The following is a 23,270-nucleotide window of genomic DNA, read 5'->3' as shown; positions in this document are numbered from 1 at the left end:
GGGCCAGGGAGCTGCTCGTTCTGGATGATCACGTCTTACTCGTCGCTCGAGCAGCGGGCGTAGCGCTGTATCTGACCTTGATTCGAGTGTTTGGCTGGCTGGTGTTGCTGGGGCGTGATCAGGCGTCCAAGGACGTCGAGATCATGGTCCTCCGCCATGAGATGGCAGTGCTGAAGCGTCAGGTCACCCGGCCGAAGCCGGACTGGGCCGACCGGGCCCTCCTGGCGGCCTTGGGCCGCTTGCTACCTGCGGTGCTGCGAGCTCATCGGCTGGTCACCCCAGGCACCCTATTGGCTTGGCATCGCCGTCTGATCAAACGCTCGTGGACCTACCCCCGCCGCCCTGGCCGTCCCGGAACAAAAAAAGAGGCCCGAGACCTGGTCCTCCGTCTGGCCCGCGAGAACCCGAGGTGGGGGATATCGGCGGGTACACGGCGAACTGGTCAGCCTCGGCGTGCAGGTCAGTGAAGCGACCGTGCGACGGATCCTGCGTTCGCGCCGACACCGTCCGGCACCACGGAGCCACGACACCTCTTGGCGGACGTTTCTACGGCTGCAAGCGAAAGGGCTGCTCGCCTGCGACTTCTTCCACATCGACACGACCTCCTTGGAACGCCTGTACGACCTCAAGTTCGGGAAGCTGACCTGGACCTTCCCCCACCCAACCGGCGACGCCTACGAGTGGGACCTGCTCCGCACTCCGGGCCGGCTGTTCGCCAAGACCAAGAGAGAACTCTTCGCCTTCGACCTGCCTGGATCGAAGGCTCCGACCATCAACTGACACCTGAGGGTGGCCGGTTCCGTCCCGGACACCGGCCTCTGAAGGTCAGCCGCTCCTACCTACCGCCCGTTGAAGGCGTCGCGGAGCCGGGAGAAGAACCCCTGCTGCCCGGGCGCGAACTTCCCGGGCGGCCGCCCTCGCCACGGAGCTTAGCGAGCTCCCCGCGCACGCGACGGCCAGCGCTTCCTGACCAGCTGCAGCAGTGAGCATCTCGCCGCGCTGCAAGAGCACTACCGCCACCGTCCCTTCGTCGACGAGGAACTGTGGGCGGGGAAGATGGTCAGAGCCTTGGACAGATCTGAAGCGCTCACGGCTGAGCAGCTGGGAGGAAGTTACCGGGCTGAGCCGCGAACAGATCGAACGATGCGTGGCCTGGCTCGAAGCACAGGTCTATCGACTGCACTGAGGCGCGGGAGCTGCACGAGGCCCTCAGCAAGCCGCCAGTGCACCGCCGCAGAGATCCCCGAGGGGCGTGACGGGAAGGTTGGCCGCGGACATCGGGCTTCTCATGCATCAGCTCCGCGAGACCGACTTGGGTGGAGAGGACTTGGCCCAGCTGGCCGAGGCCATGCCGGCTGTGCGCTGCGCACTCAGCGGAATGACGGTGGCGATCGGCCGGCCCGACGCCGGCGACTGATACGGGCATGACCAGGCCGATGTCAGAGATGATCACCTGTGTGGCGGTCGGGCCGATCCCAGGGATCTCATCGAGACGTTCGACCGCGTCGGCGGACGGGCGTTCTTATGCGTCGGCGAGGTCACGGAATGTGGGGAGCGGAACGGTGAGAGGATTGCCAGGGTGACGGAAAGAACCAGTGACATCGAGAAGGCGGCCGGTGTGCTGCGCGCCGGAGGCCTGGTGGCCTTCCCTACCGAAACCGTCTACGGTCTGGGCGCCAATGCCGAGGACTCCGCCGCCGTCGCGCGTGTCTTCCAGGTCAAGGGGCGCCCGCCCTCCCACCCGCTGATCATTCACATCGGCGGCGGGGAGCACCTGGGCGACTGGGTCGAGGACGTACCCGCGACGGCGCGCCTGTTGGCCGAGCGCTTCTGGCCGGGGCCGCTCACGCTGGTCCTGCGGCGCGGTTCCCGAGTGCCCCTCGAGGCGACGGGTGGCCTGGAGACGGTGGCCGTGCGCGTGCCCGACCACCCCGTCGCACTCGCGCTGCTCTCGGCCTTCGGCGGCGGTGTCGCGGCTCCGTCCGCCAACCGCTTCGGCTCGGTCAGCCCCACGACGGCGGATCACGTCTGCGCGGAGCTCGGGGATGCCGTCGACTTCGTGCTGGACGGCGGCCCCTGCCAGGTCGGCGTCGAGTCGACCATCATCGACGCCACGGGGGACACCCCGGGCGTTCTTCGGCCCGGCGGAGTGACGCGCGAGGACCTCGAAGCGGTGCTCGGGCGCCCGGTGGCCGTCCACTCCACGAGCCGCGTCCGGGTACCGGGCCAGCATCCGTCACACTACGCGCCGCGTGCCCGGGTCGTCCTCGTGGAGCCCGAGAAGGTCGTCGCCGAAGCGGAGTTCGCGCAGCAGCTAGGGCACCAGGTGGGCGTCCTTCTTCCCCCTTCTTTCGCCGGCGCTCCGGTCAAGGCGCACGCAGTGGTGGCGGTGCCCGGTTCGATGGCCGCCTACGCGCGCGGGCTGTACGGGTTCCTGCGCGAGCTCGACCAGCGAGGGTGTGGCCTCATCATCGCGTCCTTGCCGGTGGAGAGGGGACTGGGACTCGCCATCGCCAACCGGCTCCGTCGCGCCGCTGGGCCTCGCCCCTCGGAGTGACCAGCACCGACGCCGTTCGATGTTCCTGCCGGAGCGCCCGCGGATGTGCGTTCGACCTGCAGAAGGGCAGCTGGCGCTTCTATCCCCGCGTCGCGTAGTAGTAGGCGGTATCCATCTGGAGATCGCCCTCCCGCCAGCGCAGCACGTAGCGCGGCGACTGCCATTCGCACGGATGCGTGCGCCCCGGTTGTGCCCCGGTGTCACCTTCATGCCGTGGGTCCATGACGCTTTGCTTCCCCCGCGACGACGATGCGTCCCGAGGCGAGGGGGGCATTGAGCATTCGACACGCCGTCGCATGGCCGTGCGCGGCTCCGCGTGGTCGGCCACACTGGCCGGGGCGGTAGCCGTACAGCCTGTCCATCGGGGGCGGCTGGTCATGCGTAGCGTTGCGAGCCAGGGACAGTGATGATGCCGTCGATAGCCGGAATGGATGCCGCCCGGGCGAAGAACCCGGGCTCGCGCGGTGTCGTGGTGGTCGTGGGAGCCGGGCCGTACGGGCTCTCGGTGGCAGCACACCTGCGCGCGGCAGGCGTCGCCGTACGGGTGTTCGGCGAGGTCATGGCCAGCTGGCGGCACCTAGCCGCGACCGGCATGTTCCTGAAATCGACGCCTAAGGCCACCGACCTGTCCTCCCCGATCCCCGGTGGGAGGCTGGCCGACTACTGCCACGAGGTGGGTCAGCCGCAGCTGACGGAGTTCACCCCGATCCCCTGCGCGGTCTTCGCCCGTTACGGGATGTGGTTCGCAGACCGCTTCGCCGGCGAGATCGAACCAGACCAGGTCTCGCTCGTGGCGCGCGGGCGGCACGGTTTCGAGCTGTTGCTGCGGGGTGGCGAAAGGGTCGAGGCGGCGGCGGTGGTGCTCGCCCCAGGCCTCGGCCCCCTCGCGTACGTGCCCGACGAGCTACTGCCTCTCGCGCCAAGCGGAGAGACGGGGCCCGACGCGGTGCTATCGCACACCAGCCAGCAGACAGATCTCTCCAGATACCGCGGGCGACATGTCGTGGTGGTCGGCGGCGGCCAGTCCGCGCTGGAGAGCGCCGCGCTCCTGCACGAGCTAGGTGCCGAGGTGGATGTCCTGGTCCGCAGCGATCGAGTGCGCTGGGGAGCGCCGCCGGTGGCAAGGCGGCCATGGTGGCAGCGGATGATCCATCCCTCCTCACCTCTGGGTCCGGGTTGGGTGCTGAGCGGCCTGTGCTGGGCACCGGATCTGGCGCGCCTGCTCCCCGCCCCTGGCCGGCTGTGGCTCCACCAGCGCGCGCTGGGACCCTCGGGAGGCTGGTGGCTACGCGACCGCGTGGAAAACGTCGTCCCCGTGCACCTGCAACGCCGCATCACCCGTGCCCGGTCCGACGGCTGCACCGCCCGCCTGACACTGGCAGGGGAGGCTGGCGAGCTGAGCGCCGATCACGTGCTGGCGGCCACCGGCTACCGCATCGACGTGAACGCACTGTCTCTGCTGGCACCAGACCTGCGCAGAGCGATCGCCCGCATTCCCGGCTCCGGCGCTCCGCGGCTGTCGGCCGGCCTGGAATCATCGGTGCCGGGCCTGTATTTCGCCGGATCGATGGCGGCGCCCACCTTCGGGCCGATGCTGCGTTTCGTCGCCGGAACCGGCTTCGCCGCCAGGCGGATCACCGCCAGCCTGGGTGCTCGCGTCGGGTCGATGGTGTGACGTGCGGCTCAGCTGTTCGGGTACTCCTGGCTCAGGTTGTCGCCTCGGCAGGCAGGCCGCGGCTGGTGACCAGGCGAGCGCTGCCGTCGGCGAGTTGGTAAGACAGGCCGATCACTGCGGTCTTCCCGGCGTCGACGTGGTCGGCGAGCAGCCGGGACCGGTCCAGGAGGAGCGTCACTGTATGCCGGATGTGCTCGGCGATGATCTCGTCGTCTTGGGTGAGGCCGGCGGCGCGTGCGGCCAGGACACTGGGCGTAACCCGCTCGATGACGTCGCGGACGTATCCCGAGGTGTTGCCGAGGCCGTCGGCCAGGGCAGCCCGGGTGGCCGCGACTGCACCGCAGGAGTCGTGGCCGAGCACCACCACCAGCGGGCACGCCAGCACGCTCACGCCGTACTCGATGCTGCCCAGCACCTCCGGCCCAGCCACGTGCCCCGCGGTGCGGACCACGAACAGGTCGCCCAGCCCCCGGTCGAAGATGATCTCAGCTGCTAGCCGCGAGTCGGAGCAGCCGAACAGCACGGCGAAGGGATGCTGGGCTGGGGCGGTTTCGGCTCGACGCGTGGCGTCCTGATTCGGATGTTGCGGCACTCCTGCGATGAAACGTTCGTTGCCGGCCATCAGCATGTCAACTGCTTCGGATGGAGTCAGGGGCGAGTCAGTCATGGCCGCAGGGTACGAACCCGGGCAAGTCGAGCGTCGAGCGGGGTTCGTTGACCGGCTGGTCGGTCGAGCGTTGGGGGCCCGGCGGGCGTGCTGTTCCCGCTGGTGGCGTTCCCGACCGGCTCGGTGCTGTGCTACGAGCCGTCGGTGGTGGCGATCCTCGGCGCCGGGATCTTGGTGGCGGCGACCAAGGTGACCATCGAGCAGGCCATCGCCGAGGTCGAGTTGGCCCACCCTGGTGTTCTTCATGGGACTGTTCGTCATGGTCGGCGCCCTGGTCGAGACCGGAGTGATCGGCGAGGTGTCGCGCCTGGCGGCGCGGGGGTGGCGGCATCACGCGCTGAAACAGCTCCCATAACTCGTCAGGAACCAGCTGATCTAGGAACGCTTCCATGATCGATCCAACGAATGATCACCAATCAAGACACGGTCTAATCCGCCGGACCTGGACCTACCCGCATCGGCCCGGGCGTCCAAGGACGAGCCGGAAGATCCGGGACTTGATCATCTGCGTGTCGCGGGAGAACCCCGCGTGGGGCTACCGTCGCGTGCATGGGGAACTGGTGCGGCTCGGCTACCAGATCAGCGAGACGACCGTGCGGCGCGTGCTGCGCTCACGCCGCTTCAGCCCGGCGCCTCGACATCTCGATACCTCCTGGCAGGCATTCCTACGCGCCCAGGCCAATGGGCTTCTGGCCTGCCCAGGTGGAGAAACCCCAGCTCAAGCCGTACATGCAAGTTTTGAAGCACTACAGGCACCTGCGCTCGCTGCTTGGTGAATATGCCGATCACTACAACGGCCATCGGCCGCACCAGTCCCGCGCGCAGCGACCACCCGATCACGATGAGCAGACCGTCGCACCTCTGGAAGGACGGATCGAACGCCGGAAAGTGCTCGGCGGACTGATCAACGAGTACCACCGAGCCGCGTAGCCGCTCCGGAGAACTCCCAGCTCAAGCCCTACGTGATGAATTTTGAAGCGGTACAGGGTCGGCTGCATCCGCGATATGTGTCCGACCAGTTCTTGTGGCTGGCCTATTTGGCGGGACTGCCACCGCTCCGGCTTCATGATCTACGGCATGGCGCGGCCTCGTTGATGCTGGCTGCGGGCGTGGAGATCAAAGTGGTCCAGGAGACGCTCGGGCATACTTCCAGTGCTTTCACTGCCGACACCTACACCTCGGTCTTTCCGCAGGTGGCGATGGCGGCGGCGGAGAAGGCCGCAGCGCTGTTGCTGGGAGACGACGATCAGGAGGAGCGGGGCGCGTTGAGGCATCTCCGCGCATAACCGGAGTAGACGAGCGGCCTCGTCTCGCCGGATTCGCGGCGGAACGGGGCTGTTCGTCTTGGCGCTGCGCCGCTGAGCGACGCGTTGGATGGCATCATGATCATGGTGTGTACGGGGTTGGTACGGGCGAGCACCGCGCGAGCACCGATTGACTAGAACTATGTTCCGCACGGCCGGACAGCGCGCATTTCCGCAGGTCAGCGGCATGATCAAAGCGCGCCCTGCAGGATTCGAACCTGCGACCGTCGGATTAGAAGTCCGGTGCTCTATCCAGCTGAGCTAAGGGCGCTCCCGCCTAATTGTGCATGATCCTGGGAGCTCGTACGTACTCGATTGTGCGTGTCACCACGCTCCCTCAGCTCAGCGACCGCTCGCCCTGCTGCTCCCCGAACACCGACCCCACCCCGAACTGGGCTTTCGTGAGGGCTGTGATCTCGGCCGCCTCGAAGCCGAAGCCTCGCCCATGGCGGCACCGGTTGCCGGCCGGGTGGGCGCGGGTGCTCCCGGCTCGGACGAACGTCGACGGAAGCGGCCACGCGGTGCCGGGAACGATCCACGACGTGGTGGTGTCGCGGGTGGGAATGTCCGAAAACCCCAGGCGGGGGCGCACATATAGGGCTAAGGTGTCGTGGCATGGTCGCGACGGTCCTGCACGAGATTCCTCTGCAGGGCGGGGACGTGACGGACGGAGTGGTGCGGATCGCCGACACGGTGCGTAGGCCCATCTGCCGTTCCAGCCCCGCCGTGCACGCTCTGCTCCGCCACCTCGAGGCGGTCGGCTTCGACGGGGCGCCGCGGCTCGTAGGCATGGACGCCACCGGTCGCGAGATCATCACCTTCGTTCCTGGCACCGCGGGCCTGACCGTCCACAGCGTCACGGACGAGGCGCTCGGGTCCCTGGCCGTCCTGCTGCGGCGCTTCCACGACGCGACCGAGGGCTTTCCGCTGGCCGGGCATCGGTGGGAGGGCGGGTCGAACGACGACGACGTCCCCGAGGTGATCGGGCACTGCGACCTGACCCCCGAGAATGTGATCTTCCAGGGCGCCGAGCCCGTCGCGCTCATCGACTTCGATCTGGCGCGGCCCACGACGAGGGCGTTCGACGTGGTCACCACGCTGCGTCACTGGGCGCCGATCGCCGATCCCGTCGACAGGCATCCGCTGCTGCGCCACGTCGACGTGGGCGCGCGGCTGCGGCTGTTCTGCGAGGCGTACGACCTGCCGCCGCGCACGCGCCGCCGCCTGCTTCCGCTGGCCAGGCTGCGCTTCGGCCGTTCCTACGAGGTGATGAGGGCCAGGGCGGCCGAGGGCGGCGGCTGGGCGAGGTTGTGGGAGGACGGCGCGGGCGAGCGCATCCGGCGGGCCGCGGCATGGCTCGACACCCACGAAGATGAGCTTCATGCACATCTGGTCTAGGTCCGCGGGAATCGCACTCGGAGTTCTCGTGGACGCCGTCGTCGGCGACCCCAGGCGCGGGCATCCCGTCGCGCTGTTCGGGCGGGCGGCGGCGGCGCTGGAGCGGCGCCTGTACGGCGACGCCCGCCCCAACGGCGTCGCGCACGTCGCGATCTGCGTGGGCGCCGCGGCCGGCCTGGGCGCCCTGGCGAGCCTGGCGACCGAACGTGTACCGGGCGGCTCCCCGACGCGGCTCGGTAGCTCGACGGCGGGCCCGGGCGTGGTCAGGGCTGTGGCCGAGGTCGGGTTGACCGCCGCCGCCACCTGGGCGGTCCTGGGCGGCACCACGCTGGCGCGTGAAGGCGTCCACATGGCCGAGGCCCTCGAGGCCAAGGACATCGAGGCCGCCAGGAAGCGCCTGCCGCACCTGTGCGGCAGGGATCCCCGCACGCTGGAGGCGCCCGAGCTGGCCAGGGCCACGGTCGAGTCGCTGGCAGAGAACACCTCCGACGCCGTCGTCGCCCCGCTGTTCTGGGGCGTGATCGCGGGGGTGCCGGGGCTGCTCGCCTACCGCGCCGTCAACACCCTCGACGCGATGGTCGGCCACCGCTCCCCGCGCTACGAACGCTTCGGCTGGGCCGCCGCCAGGCTCGACGACGTCGCCAACTACGTCCCCGCGAGGATCACCGGGCTGTTGGCCGTCATGGCCGCTCCTGACAGCGGGCGCGCCCTGCGGGTGCTCAGGAGGGACGGTCACCGTCACCCCAGCCCCAACGCGGGCAGGTGCGAGGCCGCGTTCGCGGGCGCGCTCGACGTCACGCTGGGCGGCGTCAACGTCTACGGCAGCAGGGTCGAGCACCGTCCGGAGATGGGGGAGGGGCCCAGGCCGGAGGTGCGCGACATCCGCAGGGCGGTGCGGCTCACCAGGACGGTGAGTCTCGCGGCCGCCGCTATCGCCGTGCTTGCTCCAGCACTCTGGCCGCGTCGCGCTCGTAGAAGCCCCGCGCCAGGAGCGTGATCACGCCGCCGACCACCATGAAGGGGATCAGCGCGTACATGCCGGTGGTGAGCGAGCCGCTGGTGTCGGAGATCCGTCCGACGACCAGCGAGCCGAAGGCGCCGCCGAACGTCGTCAGCAGCTGCAGGACGGCGAAGCCGAGCCCGCGGGCGTGCGCGCCGACCACGTCGGCCAGGCAGGCGGTCATGTTCGGGATCGCGATCGACATCAGCGTGCTGGCCACCAGGGTCAGGACGCTGAGCCAGAGCATGGAGTCCATGGCCAGGGCCCCCGCCAGCACCGCGGAGCCCGCGGTGATGCCGCCGCCGCCCGCGAGCAGGCGGCCGCCCCTGACGGTGCCGTGCCACTTGGAGCCGAGCCTGGAGCCGATCAGCGTGCCGAGCACGGGTCCCGCGATCGTGATGAGGCCGCTGACCGAGCCCGCCGCGCCGGTGCCGACGCCGAACGTGCGGACCATGAGCGAGGGCATCCAGTAGAAGATGCCGGCCAGGCCGAGCGTCAGCAGGGCCAGCCCGGCGCAGACGATGGCCAGCGTGGGGATGCGCAGGACCTCGAGGAAGCGTCCCGCGCGCCTGTCCCTGAGTCCTGCGGGCACGGCGGCCTCCGCGACGCCGGCGCTCTCGCCCTGCTCGCCCGGCTGGGTGGAGCCGCCCGCGACGAGCGAGTCCAGGTGTCCCCTGGCCGGTTCGCGGAGGCGCCAGCACAGCCACGCCGCGATCAGGCCGGGCACGACCATGACGAGGAAGGCGGTCCGCCAGCCGTACGCCTGGGCCAGGACGCCGCCGATCAGCGTGCCGATGCCGCCGAGATAGGTGGTGACCCTGGTCAGGCCGTACGCCTTGGCCCTGGAGACCGGCGGGTAGTAGTCGGCGGTCAGGGAGCCGGAGGCGGGGTTGTCGATGCACTCGGCGGCGGCCAGGAAGACGCGCATCGCGTAGAACATCGCGAAACCGGCGGCCAGGCCGGAGCCGAGTGTGGCCACCGCCCACAGCAGCACGACGACCGCGAGGATGCGGGTCCTGTTGACGCGGTCGGCGAGGTAGCCGGCGGGGATGGCGACGAGGGCGGCGGCCAGCGCGGAGGCCGTGGGGATCGAGCCCGCGGCGGTGTCGCTGAAGCCCCATTCGGCCTGCACGTGCGGCAGCACGCCGGACAACAGGTTGTGCTCCACGCGGTCGACGAGGCCGACGACGAACAACACGATCAGCGGAGCCCAGCCGTAGGGCGCGCGGGAGGCGGCGTCGATCCCTGCCGGAGGAGGGCTGCCGAACAGGCGGGTCGCGACCATGCCCCATCCTTTCCAGAATTCTATTCTAGGAGTTTGTTCTAGACAGAGTGGCAGAAGTCACAGCCTGCGCCAAGAGGTAGCGGGAGACGGACCGCTACCGTGGCCGCGTGAAGGGTGCGCTGCTGGTGGCCGGGACCACGTCGGATGCGGGGAAGAGCGTGGTGACGGCGGGCATCTGCCGCTGGCTGGCCAGGCAGGGGGTGCGGGTCGCGCCGTACAAGGCGCAGAACATGTCGCTCAACTCCTTCGTCACCGCCGACGGCGCCGAGATCGGCCGCGCGCAGGCGATGCAGGCGCAGGCGGCGGGGCTGGAGCCGCTCGCCGACATGAACCCGATCCTGCTCAAGCCGGGCAGCGACCGCCGCAGCCAGGTGGTGCTCATGGGCAGGCCGCTGACCGACGTCGACGCCATGGAGTACGGCGCGCTCAAGGACTTCCTGCGCGAGAAGGCCCTGGAGTCCTTCGAGCGGCTGAGGTCCGCCTACGACGTGGTGATCTGCGAGGGGGCCGGCAGTCCCGCCGAGATCAACCTCAGGCGCGGCGACATCGCCAACATGGGGCTGGCCCGCGCCGCCGGCCTGCCGGTCGTCGTGGTCGGCGACATCGACAGGGGCGGCGTCTTCGCCGCCTTCTACGGGACCGTCGCCCTCCTCGACAGGGAGGACCAGGCGCACATCGCCGGGTTCGTCGTGAACAAGTTCAGGGGAGCGGTCGAGTTGCTCGAGCCCGGCCTCGACACGCTGCGCGGGCTGACCGGCCGCGAGGTGTACGGCGTGCTGCCCTGGCTCGAAGGGCTGTGGCTGGACGTCGAGGACTCCCTGGCCCTCGACAACCGTCCCGCCGTCACCGGCACGCCGTACGGCAGGCAGACGCTCCGCGTCGCCGTCGTCAGGCTGCCGCGCGTCTCGAACTTCACCGACCTCGACGCGCTGGCCGGGGAGCCCGGCGTGGTGGTGCGCTTCGTCACCACCCCGGCCGAGCTCGACGACGCCGATCTGGTGGTCCTGCCGGGCTCAAGGGCCACGGTCGCCGACCTGGCGTGGCTGCGCTCGACGGGCCTGGCCGACGCGCTGGTCGCGCGCGAGCTGCCGGTCCTGGGCATCTGTGGCGGCTACCAGATGCTGGCGCGCGAGATCGTCGACGAGGTGGAGTCGGGCGCGGGCCTGGTGAAGGGGCTGGGAATGCTGCCGGTGCACGTCACGTTCGCCAGGGACAAGCGCCTGGCCAGGCCCACCGGTGAGGAGTACGGGCAGCCGGTCTCCGCCTACGAGATCCACCACGGCGTCGCCACGGTGGAGGGCGGCGAGCCGTTCCTCGACGGGTGCAGGGTCGGCGCGGTGTACGGGACGACGTGGCACGGCGCGCTGGAGAACGACGGCTTCCGCCGCGCGTTCCTGACGGACGTGGCCGCGCGCGCCGGGCGCGACTTCGTGCCCGCGCCGGCCACGAGCTTCGCCGCGCTCAGGGAGGCGCGGCTCGACGCCCTCGGCGACCTGGTCGAGCGTCATCTCGACACCGAGGCGCTGCTCAGGCTGATCGAGAACGGCACAGGGCCGGTGCCGTTCCTGCCGCCGGGCGCGTAGGCGCGGCCACCGCCACCGAGAAGCGGTCAGTGGATGCGGTCGGGGATCGTGCGGGGCAGCGCCCGCAGCCAGGCGTCGAGGTCGCGCGGCCACCACCGCCCCGCCGCCAGCCTGCCGAGCGCGCCCGCCACGCTGGCCGCCGAGGAGGGGGAGGGCACCACCCGCACGGGGGCCGCTCCCGCCAGCACACCGAGCCACCAGTGCCGCTCCGTGGCGGGCAGCTCCTCCGGCTCCAGCACGACGTAGTAGTCGGGCAGCACCCTCCGCTCCTCGCGCAGCGCCGCGAGCGTCTCCTCGATGGCTACCTCCAGCCCTCCGACGGGCTCGGTGCCGTCGAAGAAACCCGCCCACGCGCGCCCGACCTCGGCCAGCGGATCGGCGTCGTGGACCACGTAGGTGGCCCTGGCTCTGGTCACCGCCTCCGTCACCTGCTCGGGCAGGAGTTCGCCCGTCGTCAGGGTCCGCACGTTGTGCAGCCCCTCGAGCCCCGTGACCACCTCGGCCGCCCGCTCTCCCGTCACCACGACCACCGTGCTGCTCACCCGCCGCATCCCTGGAGTCTACGGAAACCGTGTGCTTCAATCACCTGACGGGCATGTGGGGCGCCCGCTGACACTCGTTGTCCAGGACAGGCAGGCCCCCATGAACGACAGCGACACCATCGCCCAGCTGGCACGGCGTGCGGTCAGGGCGAGCAAGCGCATCGAATGGCACAACAGGCTCGTGCGCGACCTCGAGCTCACCCGGCAGAAGCTGCGGCGCGCCACGCGTCTCATCGAGGAGCTGTCGGCAGCCGAGCCGCCGCCTCCCGAGTACCTCACCGCCGTCCGCTCTCCCACGCGCAGGCCGTTCCAGCAGGTGACGGTGGTGATCGACGGCTCCGCCTGCCTGATAGGGCTGAGCCAGGCCCGCTCCTCGTGGGGACACGAGGCAGACGACTGGCGCAGGACGGTCGACCTCGTCAGGCGGGTGCGGAGCGGGCGGCTCCCGTGATCGCGCCCACTGTCTACCGGCCGCTGCCGCGACCTCAGGCGTGGCTGATCACGTGGGTCGACGGCGAGCCGGTCATCGTCGTCAACTCCAACCTCGACGAGGGCGAGCAGCGCGCCGCGCGCCTGGACGCGCAGCGCGCCGCCCGATCCACCCGCCCGCCGCCGTGACGCTCAGGCCGCCGCTCGCTGCAGGACGGCGCCGGGCGTGTCGGCGAAGAAGCGGACGCTGGTGACCGACTCCTCGGCGCCGAGCGGACGGGTCACGGTGATCGGCTCGGCCAGCTCGACGATCACGTTGGTCTGCGAGGAGACCGCCACGCTGAGCCGTCCGTCGGCGACCCTGACCATGCCGTTCTCGTTGTAGGCGCGCGAGACGCGCATCGAGGTGATGAGCTCGCGGGGGATGCGCAGGTCGAAGTAGGCGCCGCAGCGGATGCGCAGCTCGTCATCGGTCAGGACGTGCGGCCTGGTGACGCAGGCCGCGCCGAAGGCCAGGCCGAACAGCACGCCGTACAGGTCGAGCACCAGGACTGCGACGCGTATGGGGGCCGGCACGTCGAAGGCGACCATCAGCAGGTCCACCGCCACCAGCTCGACGATCATCATGAACAGCACGAGCAGGATGGTCGTGCTCTGCTCCTTGGAGTAGGAGAGCGCGGTCGCGCCGGGCGGCACCCCGTGGCGCCGCCTGGTCACCCACAGGCCCAGGCTGACCATGCCGTTCAGCTCGAACTCCAGCAGCCTGCGCACCTTCGCGGGCACCAGCTGCTCGTAGGTCGCCGAGAGCGCGGCCCGCCGTCCGAGCCCCGCTCCGCGCGAGGCGCTGAACAGGCGGTAGGCGGTCACCGCCTCCAGCGCGAGCACGAGCATCACGAGGGTCTCCCCGGCCACCAGGACGGGCGTCGGCAGCGGCACGCCCGCGATGAGCAGGGTCACGAGGAGCACCTCGGCGGGGATGGCGGTGTACAGCGCGGCGCGCGCGAACCTGAGCATCACAGTCCTTCCTTCAGGGTGAGCAGCAGCAGCCTGAAAACCTCGGCCTGGGCCGGGTTGAGCTCGTCGGTCAGCGCCTCCAGCCACGCCGACCCCGGCCCCGAGTGGGCCGCCATCGCCGAGGTCATCTCGGCGGGCAGGTAGTCGGCGAGATCGGCGGCGAGAGCCGCGATCCTGGGGTCGCCCGGCTCGGCGTCGTCGAGCGCGTCGAGCCGGGCGTAGAGCTCGTGCGCCTTGGCGAGGGCGTCGGGCGAGGTGAGCGGGGCCAGCAGGGTGCGCACCTCCTCCTCGCCCGCCATGGAGCCGACCAGGGTCAGCAGCTCCCTGTCGAGCGCGGCGAACCTGGAGCCGCCCGATGACAGGTCGCGCAGCGCCGTGGTGAGGTCGGGAGAGATCAGCGAGTCGGGGTTGAGGTCCACCAGGCGGAGGAGCTCGGCCAGCTTCTCGCGCCTGAGCGTGATCACCGCCTGCTGCCTGGCCAGGTCGGCGTCGAGCTCCTCCAGGACCTCGCGCAGCTCCTTGCCCGCGTCGTCGGCCAGCACGTCGCGCAGCTCGTCCAGCGACAGGCCGAGCGCGGCCAGCTGTCTGACGCGCGACAGCAGCACCGCGTCGCGCAGCCGGTACTCCCGATAGCCGTTGGGCAGCCGTTCGGGCTCGGGGAGCAGCCCCAGGTGGTGGTAGTGACGCACGGTCCGGGTGGACACCCCGACCAGCGCGGCGAGCTCTCCGATCCTCATGGGCTGATTACACACCTTGACGTTACGTCAAGGTCAAACCCTCCATCCCGCCGCGCGTTGGCAGCAAAGCGACGAAGAATGACAGTCGTCCTGCTGGGGTCGACGTCCGGAGTCCGCGAGGATGACCCGGGTTGTCGAGGCCGTGTGGAAGGAGCGAGGGATGGATCTTGGAGTGGCGCTGCCCACGTCCGGCGCTTACGCGTCGGCGGAGGCGATCGTGCGGGTGGCGCAGGGCGCCGAGCGCCTGGGCTATGGAGCGGTCTGGACCTACGAGCGACTGCTGTATCCCACCGGCGGAGCCACCTCGGGCGGCAGGCCCCAGCCGCTGCCCGACTACTACGCCTCGACGTTCGAGCCGATCGAGACGCTGAGCCACGTGGCGGCGTGCACCGACCGCGTCAGGCTGGGAACCAGCGTCGTCAACGCGCTCTTCCACAACCCTGTCGTGCTGGCCCGCCGCTTCGCCACTCTGGATCGGTTCAGTGGTGGGCGCGCCGTCGCGGGGCTGGGGCTGGGCTGGATGGACCAGGAGTTCGAGGCGATCGGCGTCTCGCAACGCACCAGGGGCGAGGCGCTGGAGGAGGCGGTCGCCGCGGTGCGCGCCGCCTGGGGCCCCGATCCCGTCAGCTTCCACGGCAAGCACTACACCATCCCGCCGTCGGCGATCAATCCCAAGCCGGTCCAGCGGCAGGGCGTCCCGATCGTCCTGGCGGGGATGTCCCCGCCCGCCGTCGACAGGGCCGCGCGGCTGGCCGACGGGCTGAACCCGATCGCGCTCTCGCGCGAGTTCCTGGAACAGACCGTCACGCGCTTTCGCGCCACAGCGGCGGAGGCGGGTAGGGACGCCGCGGCTCTGTCCGTCATCGTGCGGGTCAACACGCCTCTCACCGCGGACGACCTCGACGGAGAGCGGCCGTTCCTCGGCGGCTCGGCCCGTCAGATCGCCGCCGACCTCGATCTGGTGGCACCCCTCGGCCTCGACCACGTCCTGTTCGCCGACACCGCCTCCACCACGGCCGACGAACTGCTGCGCCGCCTGTCCGAGCTGCGGGAGGCCGTTCCCTCGGCCGAATGGGGGCCTGCCGCGTGAGAAGCGGATCCCTGGAGCGCCGTCCGGAGCGGATCGCGATACGTGCCGCCAGACTGTTCGACGGCCACGGGCCCGGCTACCTGCTCGACCCGCTGGTCCTCGTCGAAGCGGGCCGGATCGTCGAGGCAGGGTCCGGCCTCGAGCCGCCGCAGGGGGTCGAGGTCGTGGACCTGCGCGGGCTCACCCTGCTGCCCGGGCTGGTCGACAGCCACGTTCACCTGGCGCTGAACGCGACGGACGAGGCCGTGGACCATGTCACGCACGCCGACGAGGCCGCGCTGCTCGCGTCCATGAGGGCGGCCGCCGCGCGCACGCTGGCGGCCGGTGTCACCACCGTCCGCGACCTCGGTGACCGCGACTATCTCTCGTTACGGCTGCGCGAGGAGACGGCGGTCGACCCCGCGGCAGGACCCGCCATCCTCGCCTCCGGCCCTCCGATCACCACGCCCGGAGGACACTGCTGGTTCCTGGGAGGGGAGGCAAGCGGCGTCGACGGCGTCAGGGCGGCGGTCAGGGAGCGGGCGGAGCGCGGGGCCGACGTGGTCAAGGTGATGGCCACCGGCGGAGGGATCACCGCGGGCTCGGCCATGCACGAGCGGCAGTACGGCCGGGCCGAGCTCAGGGCCGCCGCGGAGGAGGCGCATCGGCTGGGCCTGCCCATCACCGCGCACGCGCACTCGCCCGAGGGCATCGCCGACGTCGTGGCGGCGGGTTTCGACGGGATCGAGCACTGCACGTTCTACGCCGAGGACGGCGTCAGGGCCGACGAGGGGCTGGTCAGGGAGCTGGCGAAGAGAGGGGTCGCGGTCACGCTCACCCTCGGCGCGCTTCCCGGCGGCCCGCCGCTCACTCCCGAGCAGGCCAGGCAGCTGCCGGCCTTCGTCGCGGGCCTCCGCATGATGCGGCAGGCGGGTGTCACCCTCGTGTGCGGCAGCGACTCGGGCATCTTCGCCGTCAAACCGCACGGCGGCCTGGCCCACAGTGTCGCCGCCATGGTGGACATGGCGGGGCTCGCGCCGCTGGACGCGCTCCGCTCGGCCACCTCGGTGGCGGCGCGGGCGTGCGGAGTCGGCGAGCGCAAGGGAACGGTGGCCGCGGGCTTCGACGCCGACCTCATCGGCGTGCAGGGCGACCCCCTGGCCGACCCCGCGGCGCTGCTGGACGTCCGAGCCGTCTTCCGGGCGGGACGTCGCGTCGCCCTCGACGAGCAGGACGCGCGGGGCCGCGGGTAGGCAGGCCGCGGGACGTCCCGTCGCCCTCGACGAGCGGGACCGCGCGGGTAGGCGGGCGGCGGGACAGAGACGCCCTGACCGGGCGTGGACGGCGAGGCTCGCGCGTCCACGCCAGGTCAGGGCGGGTTCTTACGTGCGCCGGTCAGGCGTCACCACTCGCGGTTTTCCGTCCCGTCGCCGCCGTCGACGGAGACGCTGGTGATGCGCACGCTGTCGGCCGCGCTCGGCAGGGCGGCGACAGCGGTGAACCCGATGGCGACCACTCCTGTCGTGACCAGCGTTGCGATGATGCGTCGCATATGTCCTCCCGTGTGATTGGCAAGCGTTCCTCATGCTGACATTCACCGTGTCGAGGCCAGGAGCAGGAAAACTGCCGCCCTTGCCGAAATTCCCGCCACGGCGGTGGTTGTCGTGTGGCGGACACCGTGCCATCAGCTCATGACGCCGCGGGGGAACCACGATGAGCCTCGACCACCTCGTCTACGCCGTTCCCGACCTGGAGGAAGGGGTGGCCGCCCCGAGGACGTGGACGCGACCGTCCTGCGGGCGCGCGAGCGGGGCCACGACCCGGGGGAGGCGCGTCCGCTGTCGCGCCGCACGCCCGACGGCACGCTGCTGGAGTGGCACCTGACCCGCTGGGACGACCCCGCGCAGGTCAGGCCGGTGCCGTTCCTCATCGACTGGGGCGCGACCAGGCGCCCGGCCGCCTCGGGCCTGCCGCGCCTCACGCTGGCCGCCTTCGGCGCCGTCACGCCCGACGTCGAGGGGCTGCGCGCCGCGCTCGACGCGCTCGGCGCCGAGCTCGACGTCGAGGAGGGGCCCGAGGTGGCGCTGCGGGCCGTCCTCGACACGCCGAAGGGCGGGGTCGAGCTGGCGTGAGGCCCGCGCTGGGCCTCAGCGTGACCGTCTGAGCAGCCGGCCAGCCCCGACGACGGTGATACCTATAATTCCAGTAGGTTATTATGGGTTTACCCGAACCCCGGCATCGAAGGGCGATCTCCCCATGTCTAGACGCGTCACAGCGGCCGTGCTCCTCGCCGTCACGGGACTCCTCGCCGCCTGTGGCGGGGGAGAACCGGCCGCCAAGGCCGTAGTGGCGGGCCAGCCGGTGTACGGCGGCACGCTCACCTACCTGGAGCATCAGCCGCCGTCCTGCCTCTACCTGCCCGCGGCGGGCTTCTATCCCAACGGCGGCCTGCTCAACCAGCTCACCGACAAGCTGACCTGGCAGAACCCCGAGACGCTCGCGATCGAGCCGTGGATCGCCACCAGGTGGGAGGTCAACAAGGACGCCACCGAGTACACCTTCCACCTGCGCGACGGCGTGACCTTCAGTGACGGCAGCCCGCTCGACGCCTCCGCGGTGGCGGCCAACTTCGACGTGTACGGCAAGGGCAGCACCGAGCTCAAGCTCCCTCCTGCCGAGTTCGTCAACAACTACGAGCGCAGCGAGGTCGTCGACGCCAGGACCGTGCGCTTCTTCTTCGACAAGCCGTCGCCCGGCTTCCTGCAGGGCACCTCGGTGATCGGAGCGGGGCTGGTGTCGAAGAAGACGATCAGCCTGCCGTACGAGCAGCAGTGCCAGCTGAAGAACGTGGTCGGCTCTGGACCGTTCACCGTCGCCAACCAGATCGTGGACAAGCAAATCGACCTGAAGGCGCGCAAGGACTACAACTGGGCGCCGCCGTCGTCGAAGCATCAGGGTCGCGCCTATCTCGACGAGATCAAGATCATTGTCACGCCCGAGGACAACGTCCGCGTGGGCGCGCTCACCAGCGGGCAGGCCGACTTCGTCCGCTACGTGCAGGCCTACGACGAGCAGACGGTCAAGAGCGCGGGCTTCACCCTCTACGCCGAGCCGACCAGAGGCGTCAACAACGGCCTCTACCTGCGCCCCTCCAACAGCATCCTGAGCGACGTCAAGGTGCGCAGGGCGCTGCAGAAGGGCACGAACATCAAGGAGGTCGTGGACACCCTGTTCACGCCGAGCTACCCGGTGGCCACCTCCGTGCTCAGCCACCTCGCCCAGGGCTACACCGACCTGTCCAAGGAGCTGGTCTTCGACCCCGACCAGGCCAACACGCTGCTGGACGAGGCCGGATGGAAGCGCGGCGCCGACGGCGTACGCGAGAAGGACGGCAAGAAGCTGGAGCTGGGCGTGTTCGTCTCGCTGCCCCAGCCGCTGTCCAAGCAGACCCTCGAACTCGTCGCCCAGCAGTGGGCCAGGCTCGGCGTGAAGCTGGAGGTCCGTCCGGGCGACGCGGGCACCCTCGCCGTCGACATCAAGAACGCGGAGAAGACGGCGGTCAGCCACGGCATGGTCGGCCGCGCCGACCAGGACGTCATCAAGAGCCACTTCCACAGCGCGAACCGCGACGTCATCCTCTCCGAGGACGAGCAGCTTGACAGGCTCCTCGAGGAGCAGTCCGCGCTGGCCGACGTCGCCAGGCGCAACGAGAAGGTCGCCGAGATCCAGCGCTACGTCGTCGAGCAGGGCTACGCGATCCCGCTGTTCGAGGAGCCCCAGGTGTACGGCGGCGCGCCCACCGTCCACGGGGTGAGCTTCGAGGCGGTGGGAAGGCCGAGCTTCTACTCGGTCTGGAAGTCATGAGGAGGGCGGGGCAGGCGCTCCTGGTCCTGTGGGCCGCCTTCACCGCGAGCTACGTGCTGCTGCACCTCCTGCCCGGCGACGCGATCCTGATCAAGTTCCAGAATCCCGAGCTCGGCCTGTCGCCCGAGCAGCTCGCGCGGATCAGGCAAGCCTACGGCTCCGACGGGCCCGCCGCCTACCTGCACACCCTGCTCGGCTTCCTGCGCGGCGACTTCGGCTACTCCATCGACACCGGCACCCCCGTCGTCGAGCGGCTGGCCGAGGCGCTGCCCGAGACGGCGAAGCTGGCGGGGCTCGGGTTCGCCGTGGCGATCGTGCTCGCGGTGGGCATCGCCTTCACCCCGTGGCTGAGGGAGCTGCCGTCACTGTTCGTGGCGATCCCGGTCTTCTGGGTCGGCATCCTGCTGATCCAGTTGTTCTCCTTCAGGCTGAAGCTCGTCCCCGTGATCGGCGGCAGCGAGTGGCAGCAGCTGATCCTGCCGGTGCTGACGCTCGCCATCCCCATCTGCGCGCCGATCGCCCAGGTGCTGGCGCGCGGCATCGACCACGCGGCCACCCAGCCTTTCGTCCAGGTGGTGGCGGCCAAGGGGGCCTCGCGCCGGTGGATCCTGTGGCGGCACGTGGCGCGCAACGCCATGCTGCCCGCCCTGACCATGGCCGGCCTCACCTTCGGCGAGCTGATCGCCGGATCGGTCGTGACCGAGACGGTGTTCGGCAGGAACGGCGTCGGCCGCCTCACCGAGCAGGCCGTCAGCAGCCAGGACACGCCCGTGCTGCTGGCCGTGGTGGTGCTGACCGCCGCCGTGTTCGTGCTGGTCAACCTCATCGTGGACCTGCTGTTCCCGATCCTGGACCCGAGGCTCAGATCATGAAGTGGATCGTCGTCGCGCTGGTGCTGCTCTGGGCGGCGGTGCCCGCGCTGTTCACCGGCTACGACCCGATCGCGGGCGTGCCCGCCGACAAGCTGCTGCCGCCGAGCACCGAGCACCTGTTCGGCACTGACGCCGTCGGCCGCGACCTGTTCGCCCGCGTCGTCCACGGCGCGGTCCACTCGCTGTCGGGCGCGTTCGTCGCCGTGGGGGTCGGGCTGCTGCTCGGCACCCTGCTGGGGCTGCTGGCCGGCTCGCTGGGCGCTCTCGTCGACACGGTGGTCATGCGCGTGGTGGACGTGCTGCTGTCGGTGCCGGGCCTGCTGCTCGCGCTCACCGTGATCATCCTGCTGGGTCCGGGCACGGTGAACGTGGCCCTCGCCGTCGGCATCGGCTCGGTGGCGACCTTCACCCGGCTGGCCCGCTCCGAGGTGGTGAAGGTACGGCGCAGCGACTACGTGGAGGCCGCGCTCGGCAGCGGCGGCGGCTTCGCGGGCGTGCTGTGGCGGCACGTGCTGCCCAACTCGCTCGGCCCCGTCATCGCGCTGGCCGCCCTGCAGTTCGGCGCGGCCATCCTGGCCGTCTCCACGCTCGGTTTCCTCGGCTACGGTGCCGAGCCGCCCACCCCCGAATGGGGGCTGCTCATCGCCGAGGGACGCAACTATCTGGCGACCGCCTGGTGGCTGACCACGCTGCCCGGAGCCGTCGTCGTGGCCGTGGTGCTCGCCGCGGGCCGTATCAGCAGGAGGATCGATGAGCTTGCTCGACGTGCGTGACCTGACCGTCTCGTATGCGGAGCCGAAGCGAGGGCGGCGATCTGGCGCGCGCCGCGTGGTCCACGGGGTCTCCTTCTCCCTCGACCAGGGCGAGGCGGTCGCGCTGGTCGGCGAGTCCGGCTCGGGCAAGACCACGACCGCCCACGCCATCATGGGCCTGCACAGGGCCGACGGCGGCCAGATCCTCCTCAACGGCACCGACATCGCGCGCTGGTCCTCCCGCAGGATGGAGTCGGTGCGCGGCGCCCAGATCGGGCTCGTGCCGCAGGATCCCGGCAGCTCGCTCAACCCGGTCAAGACCGTCGGCGCGCAGATCGGTGAGACGCTGCGCATCCACAGGAAGGGCGACCGCCGCCACGTCAGGGACCGGGTCGCCGAGCTGCTGGTGCGGGTCGGCCTGACCGAGGAGCACGCCACCCGCTACCCGCACGAGCTGTCGGGAGGCATGCGCCAGCGGGTGCTGATCGCCGCCGCGATCGCACTGCGCCCGCAGCTGATCATCGCCGACGAGCCCACCAGCGCCCTCGACGTGACCGTCCAGCGGCGCATCCTGGACCTCATCGACGACCTGCGCTCGGAGTTCGGCACGGCGCTGCTGATGGTGACCCACGATCTCGGCGTGGCCGCGGGACGAGCCGACAGGATCGTGGTGATGAAGGAGGGCCGCGTCGAGGAGCAGGGCCCCGCCTCCGCCGTGGCCTACGCCAGACGGCCCGAGCAGGAGGCCTTCCGCGCTCCCGCCCCCGAGGCGCCCGTCGCGCTGGCCGTACGCGAGCTGGTGAAGGACTACGGCGCGTTCCGCGCCGTGGACCGGGTCTCCTTCGAAGTACGGCAGGGCACCACCCACGCGGTGGTGGGGGAGTCGGGCTCGGGCAAGACCACCACCGCCCGCATGATCGCCAGATTCGTCGCGCCCACCTCGGGCGAGGTCGAGGTCGGCGGCGCGGCGGGCGGGCGAGACTTCAGGAGGCACGTGCAGCTCGTCTACCAGAACCCGTACGGCTCGCTCGACCCCCGCCAGAGCGTACGGCGGATCGTCGAGGAGCCGCTGCGCAACTTCCGGCTGGAAGGCTCGGCCGCCGAGCTGATCGAGCGGGTCGGCCTGCCCGCCGACCTGCTCACCCGCAGGCCCCGCGAGCTGTCGGGAGGCCAGCGGCAGCGGGTGGCGATCGCCAGGGCGCTGGCCGTCTCACCCAGGCTGCTCGTGCTCGACGAGGCCGTCTCCGCGCTCGACGTCGGCTCCCAGGAGCAGATCCTCGACCTGCTGGGGAGGCTCCAGCGCGAGCTGGGCATCACCTACCTGTTCATCTCCCACGACCTGAAGGTGGTGCGGCAGATCTCCCACACCGTGTCCGTCATGAACAAGGGAAAGATCGTGGAATCGGGAACCACCAGGGACGTCTTCACCGACCCCCAGCACGAGTACACCCGCGAGCTGCTCGCCGCCATCCCCGAGCCGGTCCGATGACGCGCAGGCGACTGGGCTTCTTCACCAGGCTGCTCGACCAGGCGCCCGCAGGCGAACGCTACGAGCTGGCCGCCGAGCAGATCGCGCACGCCGAGGCGCACGGCTTCGACTCGGCGTGGGTGGCCCAGCACCACTTCAGCGAGAGCGAGGGAGGGCTGCCGGCGCCACTGGTGTTCCTGGCGGCCGTCGCCGCGAGGACGAGCCGCATCAGGCTCGGCACCGGCATCATCACCCTTCCCCTCGAGCACCCCGTACGGGTCGCCGAGGACACCGCCGTTCTCGACCTGCTGTCGGGCGGGCGGCTGGAGGTCGGTGTCGGCAGCGGCGGCACCGCCTCCTCCTTCGCCGCCTTCGGCCACGACAGCGCCGCCAGGTCGGCGATCTACGCCGAACACCTGGCGATCCTGGTGAACGCCTGGTCCGGCGGCGACCTGGGTGGCGGCAACCACCTCTACCCCGCCGCGCCCAGGCTGCTCGGCGCGGTGTGGGAGGCGACGTTCTCGGTCGGCGGCGGCGAGCGGGCGGGGCGGGCGGGCAACGGCCTGATGCTGTCCCGCACCCAGCCGCGCGCCGAGGGCGTCACCCTGGCCGAGGTGCAGCGGCCGATCGTGGACGCCTACCACGAACACCTGCCCGCGGGTACGCCGCCGCGCATCGTCGCCTCCCGCACCGCCTTCGTCGCCGACTCCCGCGAGGAGGCGCAGCGGTACGCGCAGGCGGGCATCGCCCGCGCCTCCCGCCAGTCACCCGAGCTGGCGGCCTTCCTCCAGGCCGACACCCACGTCGGCACGCCCGACGAGGTGGTCGCGAGCCTGCGCGCGGACCCCACCCTCGACAGGGTCACCGACCTGGTCTTCCAGGTGCATTCGGTGGACCCGCCGCACCCTCTCATCCTCCGCTCGATCGAGCTGCTGGCCACCAAGGTGGCTCCGGCGCTCGGCTGGACCCCTTCGGAGCACGCGTGAGCGACATCATCGACCACCTGGCGGGAGTCAGTCCCGGCTCGCCTCTCGACGTGCTGCGCAGGCGGCGG

At 70.8% G+C, this 23,270-nt stretch carries 25 protein-coding genes and 1 tRNA gene; 19 read left to right on the top strand and 7 right to left on the bottom strand.

The genetic code is table 11. The features are described 5' to 3' along the window. Window positions 1-606: 606 nt before the first annotated feature. The 3 genes from FHR33_RS15785 to FHR33_RS15775 all read left to right on the top strand — a co-directional run bounded on the left by FHR33_RS15785 (window position 607) and on the right by FHR33_RS15775 (window position 4,232). Window positions 607-780, top strand: a complete 174-nt coding sequence (locus FHR33_RS15785; protein WP_183647848.1) for a hypothetical protein — start codon at window positions 607-609, stop codon at window positions 778-780. Window positions 781-1,579: 799 nt separating this feature from the next. Then, window positions 1,580-2,557 carry an L-threonylcarbamoyladenylate synthase gene (locus tag FHR33_RS15780; protein WP_183647845.1) on the top strand — a complete coding sequence of 326 codons (978 nt, stop codon included), beginning with the start codon at window positions 1,580-1,582 and terminating at the stop codon, window positions 2,555-2,557. Between the two features lie 427 nt (window positions 2,558-2,984). Then, window positions 2,985-4,232, top strand: coding sequence for an FAD-dependent oxidoreductase (locus FHR33_RS15775; protein ID WP_183647842.1), 1,248 nt, complete (start codon window positions 2,985-2,987; stop codon window positions 4,230-4,232). A gap of 31 nt (window positions 4,233-4,263) precedes the next feature. Here the strand turns inward: FHR33_RS15775 and FHR33_RS15770 are convergent, their stop codons facing one another. Next, window positions 4,264-4,860: a carbonic anhydrase gene (locus FHR33_RS15770; protein WP_221241116.1), complete on the bottom strand. Its 597-nt coding sequence runs from the start codon at window positions 4,858-4,860 to the stop codon at window positions 4,264-4,266. Between the two features lie 283 nt (window positions 4,861-5,143). On the opposite strand from FHR33_RS15770, the gene FHR33_RS53270 reads away from it, so the two are divergent. From FHR33_RS53270 to FHR33_RS15750, 3 genes are all read left to right on the top strand, one after another. Further along, window positions 5,144-5,254, top strand: a complete 111-nt coding sequence (locus FHR33_RS53270; RefSeq protein WP_350655285.1) for a hypothetical protein — start codon at window positions 5,144-5,146, stop codon at window positions 5,252-5,254. 347 nt (window positions 5,255-5,601) lie between these two features. After that, window positions 5,602-5,829, top strand: coding sequence for an integrase core domain-containing protein (locus FHR33_RS15755; RefSeq protein ID WP_183660636.1), 228 nt, complete (start codon window positions 5,602-5,604; stop codon window positions 5,827-5,829). A 35-nt stretch (window positions 5,830-5,864) separates the two neighbouring features. Beyond that, window positions 5,865-6,185, top strand: a complete 321-nt coding sequence (locus FHR33_RS15750; protein WP_183647832.1) for a tyrosine-type recombinase/integrase — start codon at window positions 5,865-5,867, stop codon at window positions 6,183-6,185. 215 nt (window positions 6,186-6,400) lie between these two features. Here FHR33_RS15750 and FHR33_RS15745 read toward each other — a convergent pair. Further along, window positions 6,401-6,474: transfer RNA gene (locus FHR33_RS15745), tRNA-Arg, on the bottom strand. 344 nt (window positions 6,475-6,818) lie between these two features. Between FHR33_RS15745 and FHR33_RS15740 the strand changes: the two genes are divergently transcribed. Both FHR33_RS15740 and FHR33_RS15735 read left to right on the top strand, forming a co-directional pair. Further along, window positions 6,819-7,601 carry a phosphotransferase gene (locus tag FHR33_RS15740; protein WP_183647829.1) on the top strand — a complete coding sequence of 261 codons (783 nt, stop codon included), beginning with the start codon at window positions 6,819-6,821 and terminating at the stop codon, window positions 7,599-7,601. Further along, window positions 7,585-8,598, top strand: coding sequence for a cobalamin biosynthesis protein (locus FHR33_RS15735; protein ID WP_183647826.1), 1,014 nt, complete (start codon window positions 7,585-7,587; stop codon window positions 8,596-8,598). The genes FHR33_RS15740 and FHR33_RS15735 overlap by 17 nt, the downstream gene beginning before the upstream one ends. Here the strand turns inward: FHR33_RS15735 and FHR33_RS15730 are convergent. Beyond that, complete coding sequence (locus tag FHR33_RS15730; protein WP_183647824.1) at window positions 8,531-9,886, bottom strand: MFS transporter; 1,356 nt, start codon at window positions 9,884-9,886, stop codon at window positions 8,531-8,533. The two genes, FHR33_RS15735 and FHR33_RS15730, sit on opposite strands and share 68 nt — an antisense overlap. A gap of 107 nt (window positions 9,887-9,993) precedes the next feature. On the opposite strand from FHR33_RS15730, the gene FHR33_RS15725 reads away from it, so the two are divergent. Continuing rightward, window positions 9,994-11,469 carry a cobyric acid synthase gene (locus tag FHR33_RS15725; RefSeq protein ID WP_183647821.1) on the top strand — a complete coding sequence of 492 codons (1,476 nt, stop codon included), beginning with the start codon at window positions 9,994-9,996 and terminating at the stop codon, window positions 11,467-11,469. A gap of 26 nt (window positions 11,470-11,495) precedes the next feature. Here FHR33_RS15725 and FHR33_RS15720 read toward each other — a convergent pair whose 3' ends face one another. After that, complete coding sequence (locus FHR33_RS15720) at window positions 11,496-12,020, bottom strand: hypothetical protein (protein ID WP_183647818.1); 525 nt, start codon at window positions 12,018-12,020, stop codon at window positions 11,496-11,498. A gap of 91 nt (window positions 12,021-12,111) precedes the next feature. Between FHR33_RS15720 and FHR33_RS15715 the strand changes: the two genes are divergently transcribed. Together FHR33_RS15715 and FHR33_RS15710 are read left to right on the top strand one after the other, a co-directional pair. Beyond that, entirely contained in the window at window positions 12,112-12,462 is a 351-nt protein-coding gene (locus FHR33_RS15715) for a hypothetical protein (RefSeq protein ID WP_183647815.1), read from the top strand. After that, the gene (locus FHR33_RS15710) at window positions 12,459-12,629 is read left to right on the top strand and encodes a hypothetical protein (protein ID WP_183647812.1); all 171 of its coding nucleotides are present in this window, start codon (window positions 12,459-12,461) and stop codon (window positions 12,627-12,629) included. Before FHR33_RS15715 ends, FHR33_RS15710 begins: the two co-directional genes overlap by 4 nt. A gap of 3 nt (window positions 12,630-12,632) precedes the next feature. On the opposite strand, the gene FHR33_RS15705 is transcribed toward FHR33_RS15710, so the two are convergent. Both FHR33_RS15705 and FHR33_RS15700 read right to left on the bottom strand, forming a co-directional pair. Further along, the gene (locus tag FHR33_RS15705; protein WP_183660109.1) at window positions 12,633-13,454 is read right to left on the bottom strand and encodes a hypothetical protein; all 822 of its coding nucleotides are present in this window, start codon (window positions 13,452-13,454) and stop codon (window positions 12,633-12,635) included. After that, window positions 13,454-14,191: a MerR family transcriptional regulator gene (locus FHR33_RS15700; protein ID WP_183647809.1), complete on the bottom strand. Its 738-nt coding sequence runs from the start codon at window positions 14,189-14,191 to the stop codon at window positions 13,454-13,456. The genes FHR33_RS15705 and FHR33_RS15700 overlap by 1 nt, the downstream gene beginning before the upstream one ends. Before the next feature lie 160 nt (window positions 14,192-14,351). On the opposite strand from FHR33_RS15700, the gene FHR33_RS15695 reads away from it, so the two are divergent. Then, window positions 14,352-15,281 (top strand): TIGR03619 family F420-dependent LLM class oxidoreductase, encoded by a 930-nt coding sequence (locus FHR33_RS15695; protein WP_183647806.1) that lies wholly within the window; start codon window positions 14,352-14,354, stop codon window positions 15,279-15,281. Beyond that, a complete protein-coding gene (locus FHR33_RS15690; RefSeq protein WP_221241114.1) occupies window positions 15,278-16,513 on the top strand; it encodes an amidohydrolase family protein in 1,236 nt (411 codons plus the stop codon). Before FHR33_RS15695 ends, FHR33_RS15690 begins: the two co-directional genes overlap by 4 nt. A 149-nt stretch (window positions 16,514-16,662) precedes the next feature. Here FHR33_RS15690 and FHR33_RS15685 read toward each other — a convergent pair whose 3' ends face one another. After that, window positions 16,663-16,812: a hypothetical protein gene (locus tag FHR33_RS15685; RefSeq protein WP_183647800.1), complete on the bottom strand. Its 150-nt coding sequence runs from the start codon at window positions 16,810-16,812 to the stop codon at window positions 16,663-16,665. Between the two features lie 226 nt (window positions 16,813-17,038). On the opposite strand from FHR33_RS15685, the gene FHR33_RS15680 reads away from it, so the two are divergent. The 6 genes from FHR33_RS15680 (at window position 17,039) to FHR33_RS15655 (ending at window position 23,202) form a co-directional block, all read left to right on the top strand. Beyond that, complete coding sequence (locus FHR33_RS15680) at window positions 17,039-17,392, top strand: VOC family protein (protein ID WP_183647797.1); 354 nt, start codon at window positions 17,039-17,041, stop codon at window positions 17,390-17,392. A 124-nt stretch (window positions 17,393-17,516) separates the two neighbouring features. Beyond that, window positions 17,517-19,124 (top strand): TIGR04028 family ABC transporter substrate-binding protein, encoded by a 1,608-nt coding sequence (locus tag FHR33_RS15675; RefSeq protein WP_183647794.1) that lies wholly within the window; start codon window positions 17,517-17,519, stop codon window positions 19,122-19,124. Continuing rightward, window positions 19,121-19,996, top strand: coding sequence for an ABC transporter permease (locus FHR33_RS15670; protein WP_183647791.1), 876 nt, complete (start codon window positions 19,121-19,123; stop codon window positions 19,994-19,996). Before FHR33_RS15675 ends, FHR33_RS15670 begins: the two co-directional genes overlap by 4 nt. Beyond that, on the top strand, window positions 19,993-20,769 hold the full coding sequence (locus FHR33_RS15665) for an ABC transporter permease (RefSeq protein ID WP_183647788.1): 777 nt from the start codon (window positions 19,993-19,995) through the stop codon (window positions 20,767-20,769). The genes FHR33_RS15670 and FHR33_RS15665 overlap by 4 nt, the downstream gene beginning before the upstream one ends. Further along, window positions 20,747-22,237 carry a dipeptide ABC transporter ATP-binding protein gene (locus FHR33_RS15660; protein ID WP_183647785.1) on the top strand — a complete coding sequence of 497 codons (1,491 nt, stop codon included), beginning with the start codon at window positions 20,747-20,749 and terminating at the stop codon, window positions 22,235-22,237. Before FHR33_RS15665 ends, FHR33_RS15660 begins: the two co-directional genes overlap by 23 nt. Beyond that, the gene (locus FHR33_RS15655) at window positions 22,234-23,202 is read left to right on the top strand and encodes a putative FMN-dependent luciferase-like monooxygenase (protein WP_183647782.1); all 969 of its coding nucleotides are present in this window, start codon (window positions 22,234-22,236) and stop codon (window positions 23,200-23,202) included. Before FHR33_RS15660 ends, FHR33_RS15655 begins: the two co-directional genes overlap by 4 nt. The last annotated feature ends 68 nt before the right edge of the window (window positions 23,203-23,270 follow it).

The organism is Nonomuraea dietziae (genome assembly GCF_014195505.1).
In the GTDB taxonomy this organism is placed as follows: domain Bacteria; phylum Actinomycetota; class Actinomycetes; order Streptosporangiales; family Streptosporangiaceae; genus Nonomuraea; species Nonomuraea roseola.
Note: the sequence above shows the minus strand (reverse complement) of the source record. Positions and strands in the feature narration are given on the sequence as shown.

Bases quoted from the DNA above. Each gene is read 5' to 3' on its own strand.
- FHR33_RS15715 (WP_183647815.1), top strand. From the start codon at position 12,112: ATGAACGACAGCGACACCATCGCCCAGCTGGCACGGCGTGCGGTCAGG.
- FHR33_RS15655 (WP_183647782.1), top strand. From the start codon at position 22,234: ATGACGCGCAGGCGACTGGGCTTCTTCACCAGGCTGCTCGACCAGGCG.
- FHR33_RS15730 (WP_183647824.1), bottom strand. From the start codon at position 9,886: ATGGTCGCGACCCGCCTGTTCGGCAGCCCTCCTCCGGCAGGGATCGAC.
- FHR33_RS15670 (WP_183647791.1), top strand. From the start codon at position 19,121: ATGAGGAGGGCGGGGCAGGCGCTCCTGGTCCTGTGGGCCGCCTTCACC.
- FHR33_RS15775 (WP_183647842.1), top strand. From the start codon at position 2,985: ATGGATGCCGCCCGGGCGAAGAACCCGGGCTCGCGCGGTGTCGTGGTG.
- FHR33_RS15720 (WP_183647818.1), bottom strand. From the start codon at position 12,020: ATGCGGCGGGTGAGCAGCACGGTGGTCGTGGTGACGGGAGAGCGGGCG.
- FHR33_RS15695 (WP_183647806.1), top strand. From the start codon at position 14,352: ATGGATCTTGGAGTGGCGCTGCCCACGTCCGGCGCTTACGCGTCGGCG.
- FHR33_RS15740 (WP_183647829.1), top strand. From the start codon at position 6,819: ATGGTCGCGACGGTCCTGCACGAGATTCCTCTGCAGGGCGGGGACGTG.
- FHR33_RS15770 (WP_221241116.1), bottom strand. From the start codon at position 4,860: ATGCTGATGGCCGGCAACGAACGTTTCATCGCAGGAGTGCCGCAACAT.
- FHR33_RS53270 (WP_350655285.1), top strand. From the start codon at position 5,144: ATGGGACTGTTCGTCATGGTCGGCGCCCTGGTCGAGACCGGAGTGATC.
- FHR33_RS15660 (WP_183647785.1), top strand. From the start codon at position 20,747: ATGAGCTTGCTCGACGTGCGTGACCTGACCGTCTCGTATGCGGAGCCG.
- FHR33_RS15705 (WP_183660109.1), bottom strand. From the start codon at position 13,454: ATGCTCAGGTTCGCGCGCGCCGCGCTGTACACCGCCATCCCCGCCGAG.
- FHR33_RS15700 (WP_183647809.1), bottom strand. From the start codon at position 14,191: ATGAGGATCGGAGAGCTCGCCGCGCTGGTCGGGGTGTCCACCCGGACC.
- FHR33_RS15665 (WP_183647788.1), top strand. From the start codon at position 19,993: ATGAAGTGGATCGTCGTCGCGCTGGTGCTGCTCTGGGCGGCGGTGCCC.
- FHR33_RS15675 (WP_183647794.1), top strand. From the start codon at position 17,517: ATGTCTAGACGCGTCACAGCGGCCGTGCTCCTCGCCGTCACGGGACTC.
- FHR33_RS15685 (WP_183647800.1), bottom strand. From the start codon at position 16,812: ATGCGACGCATCATCGCAACGCTGGTCACGACAGGAGTGGTCGCCATC.
- FHR33_RS15750 (WP_183647832.1), top strand. From the start codon at position 5,865: ATGAATTTTGAAGCGGTACAGGGTCGGCTGCATCCGCGATATGTGTCC.
- FHR33_RS15735 (WP_183647826.1), top strand. From the start codon at position 7,585: ATGCACATCTGGTCTAGGTCCGCGGGAATCGCACTCGGAGTTCTCGTG.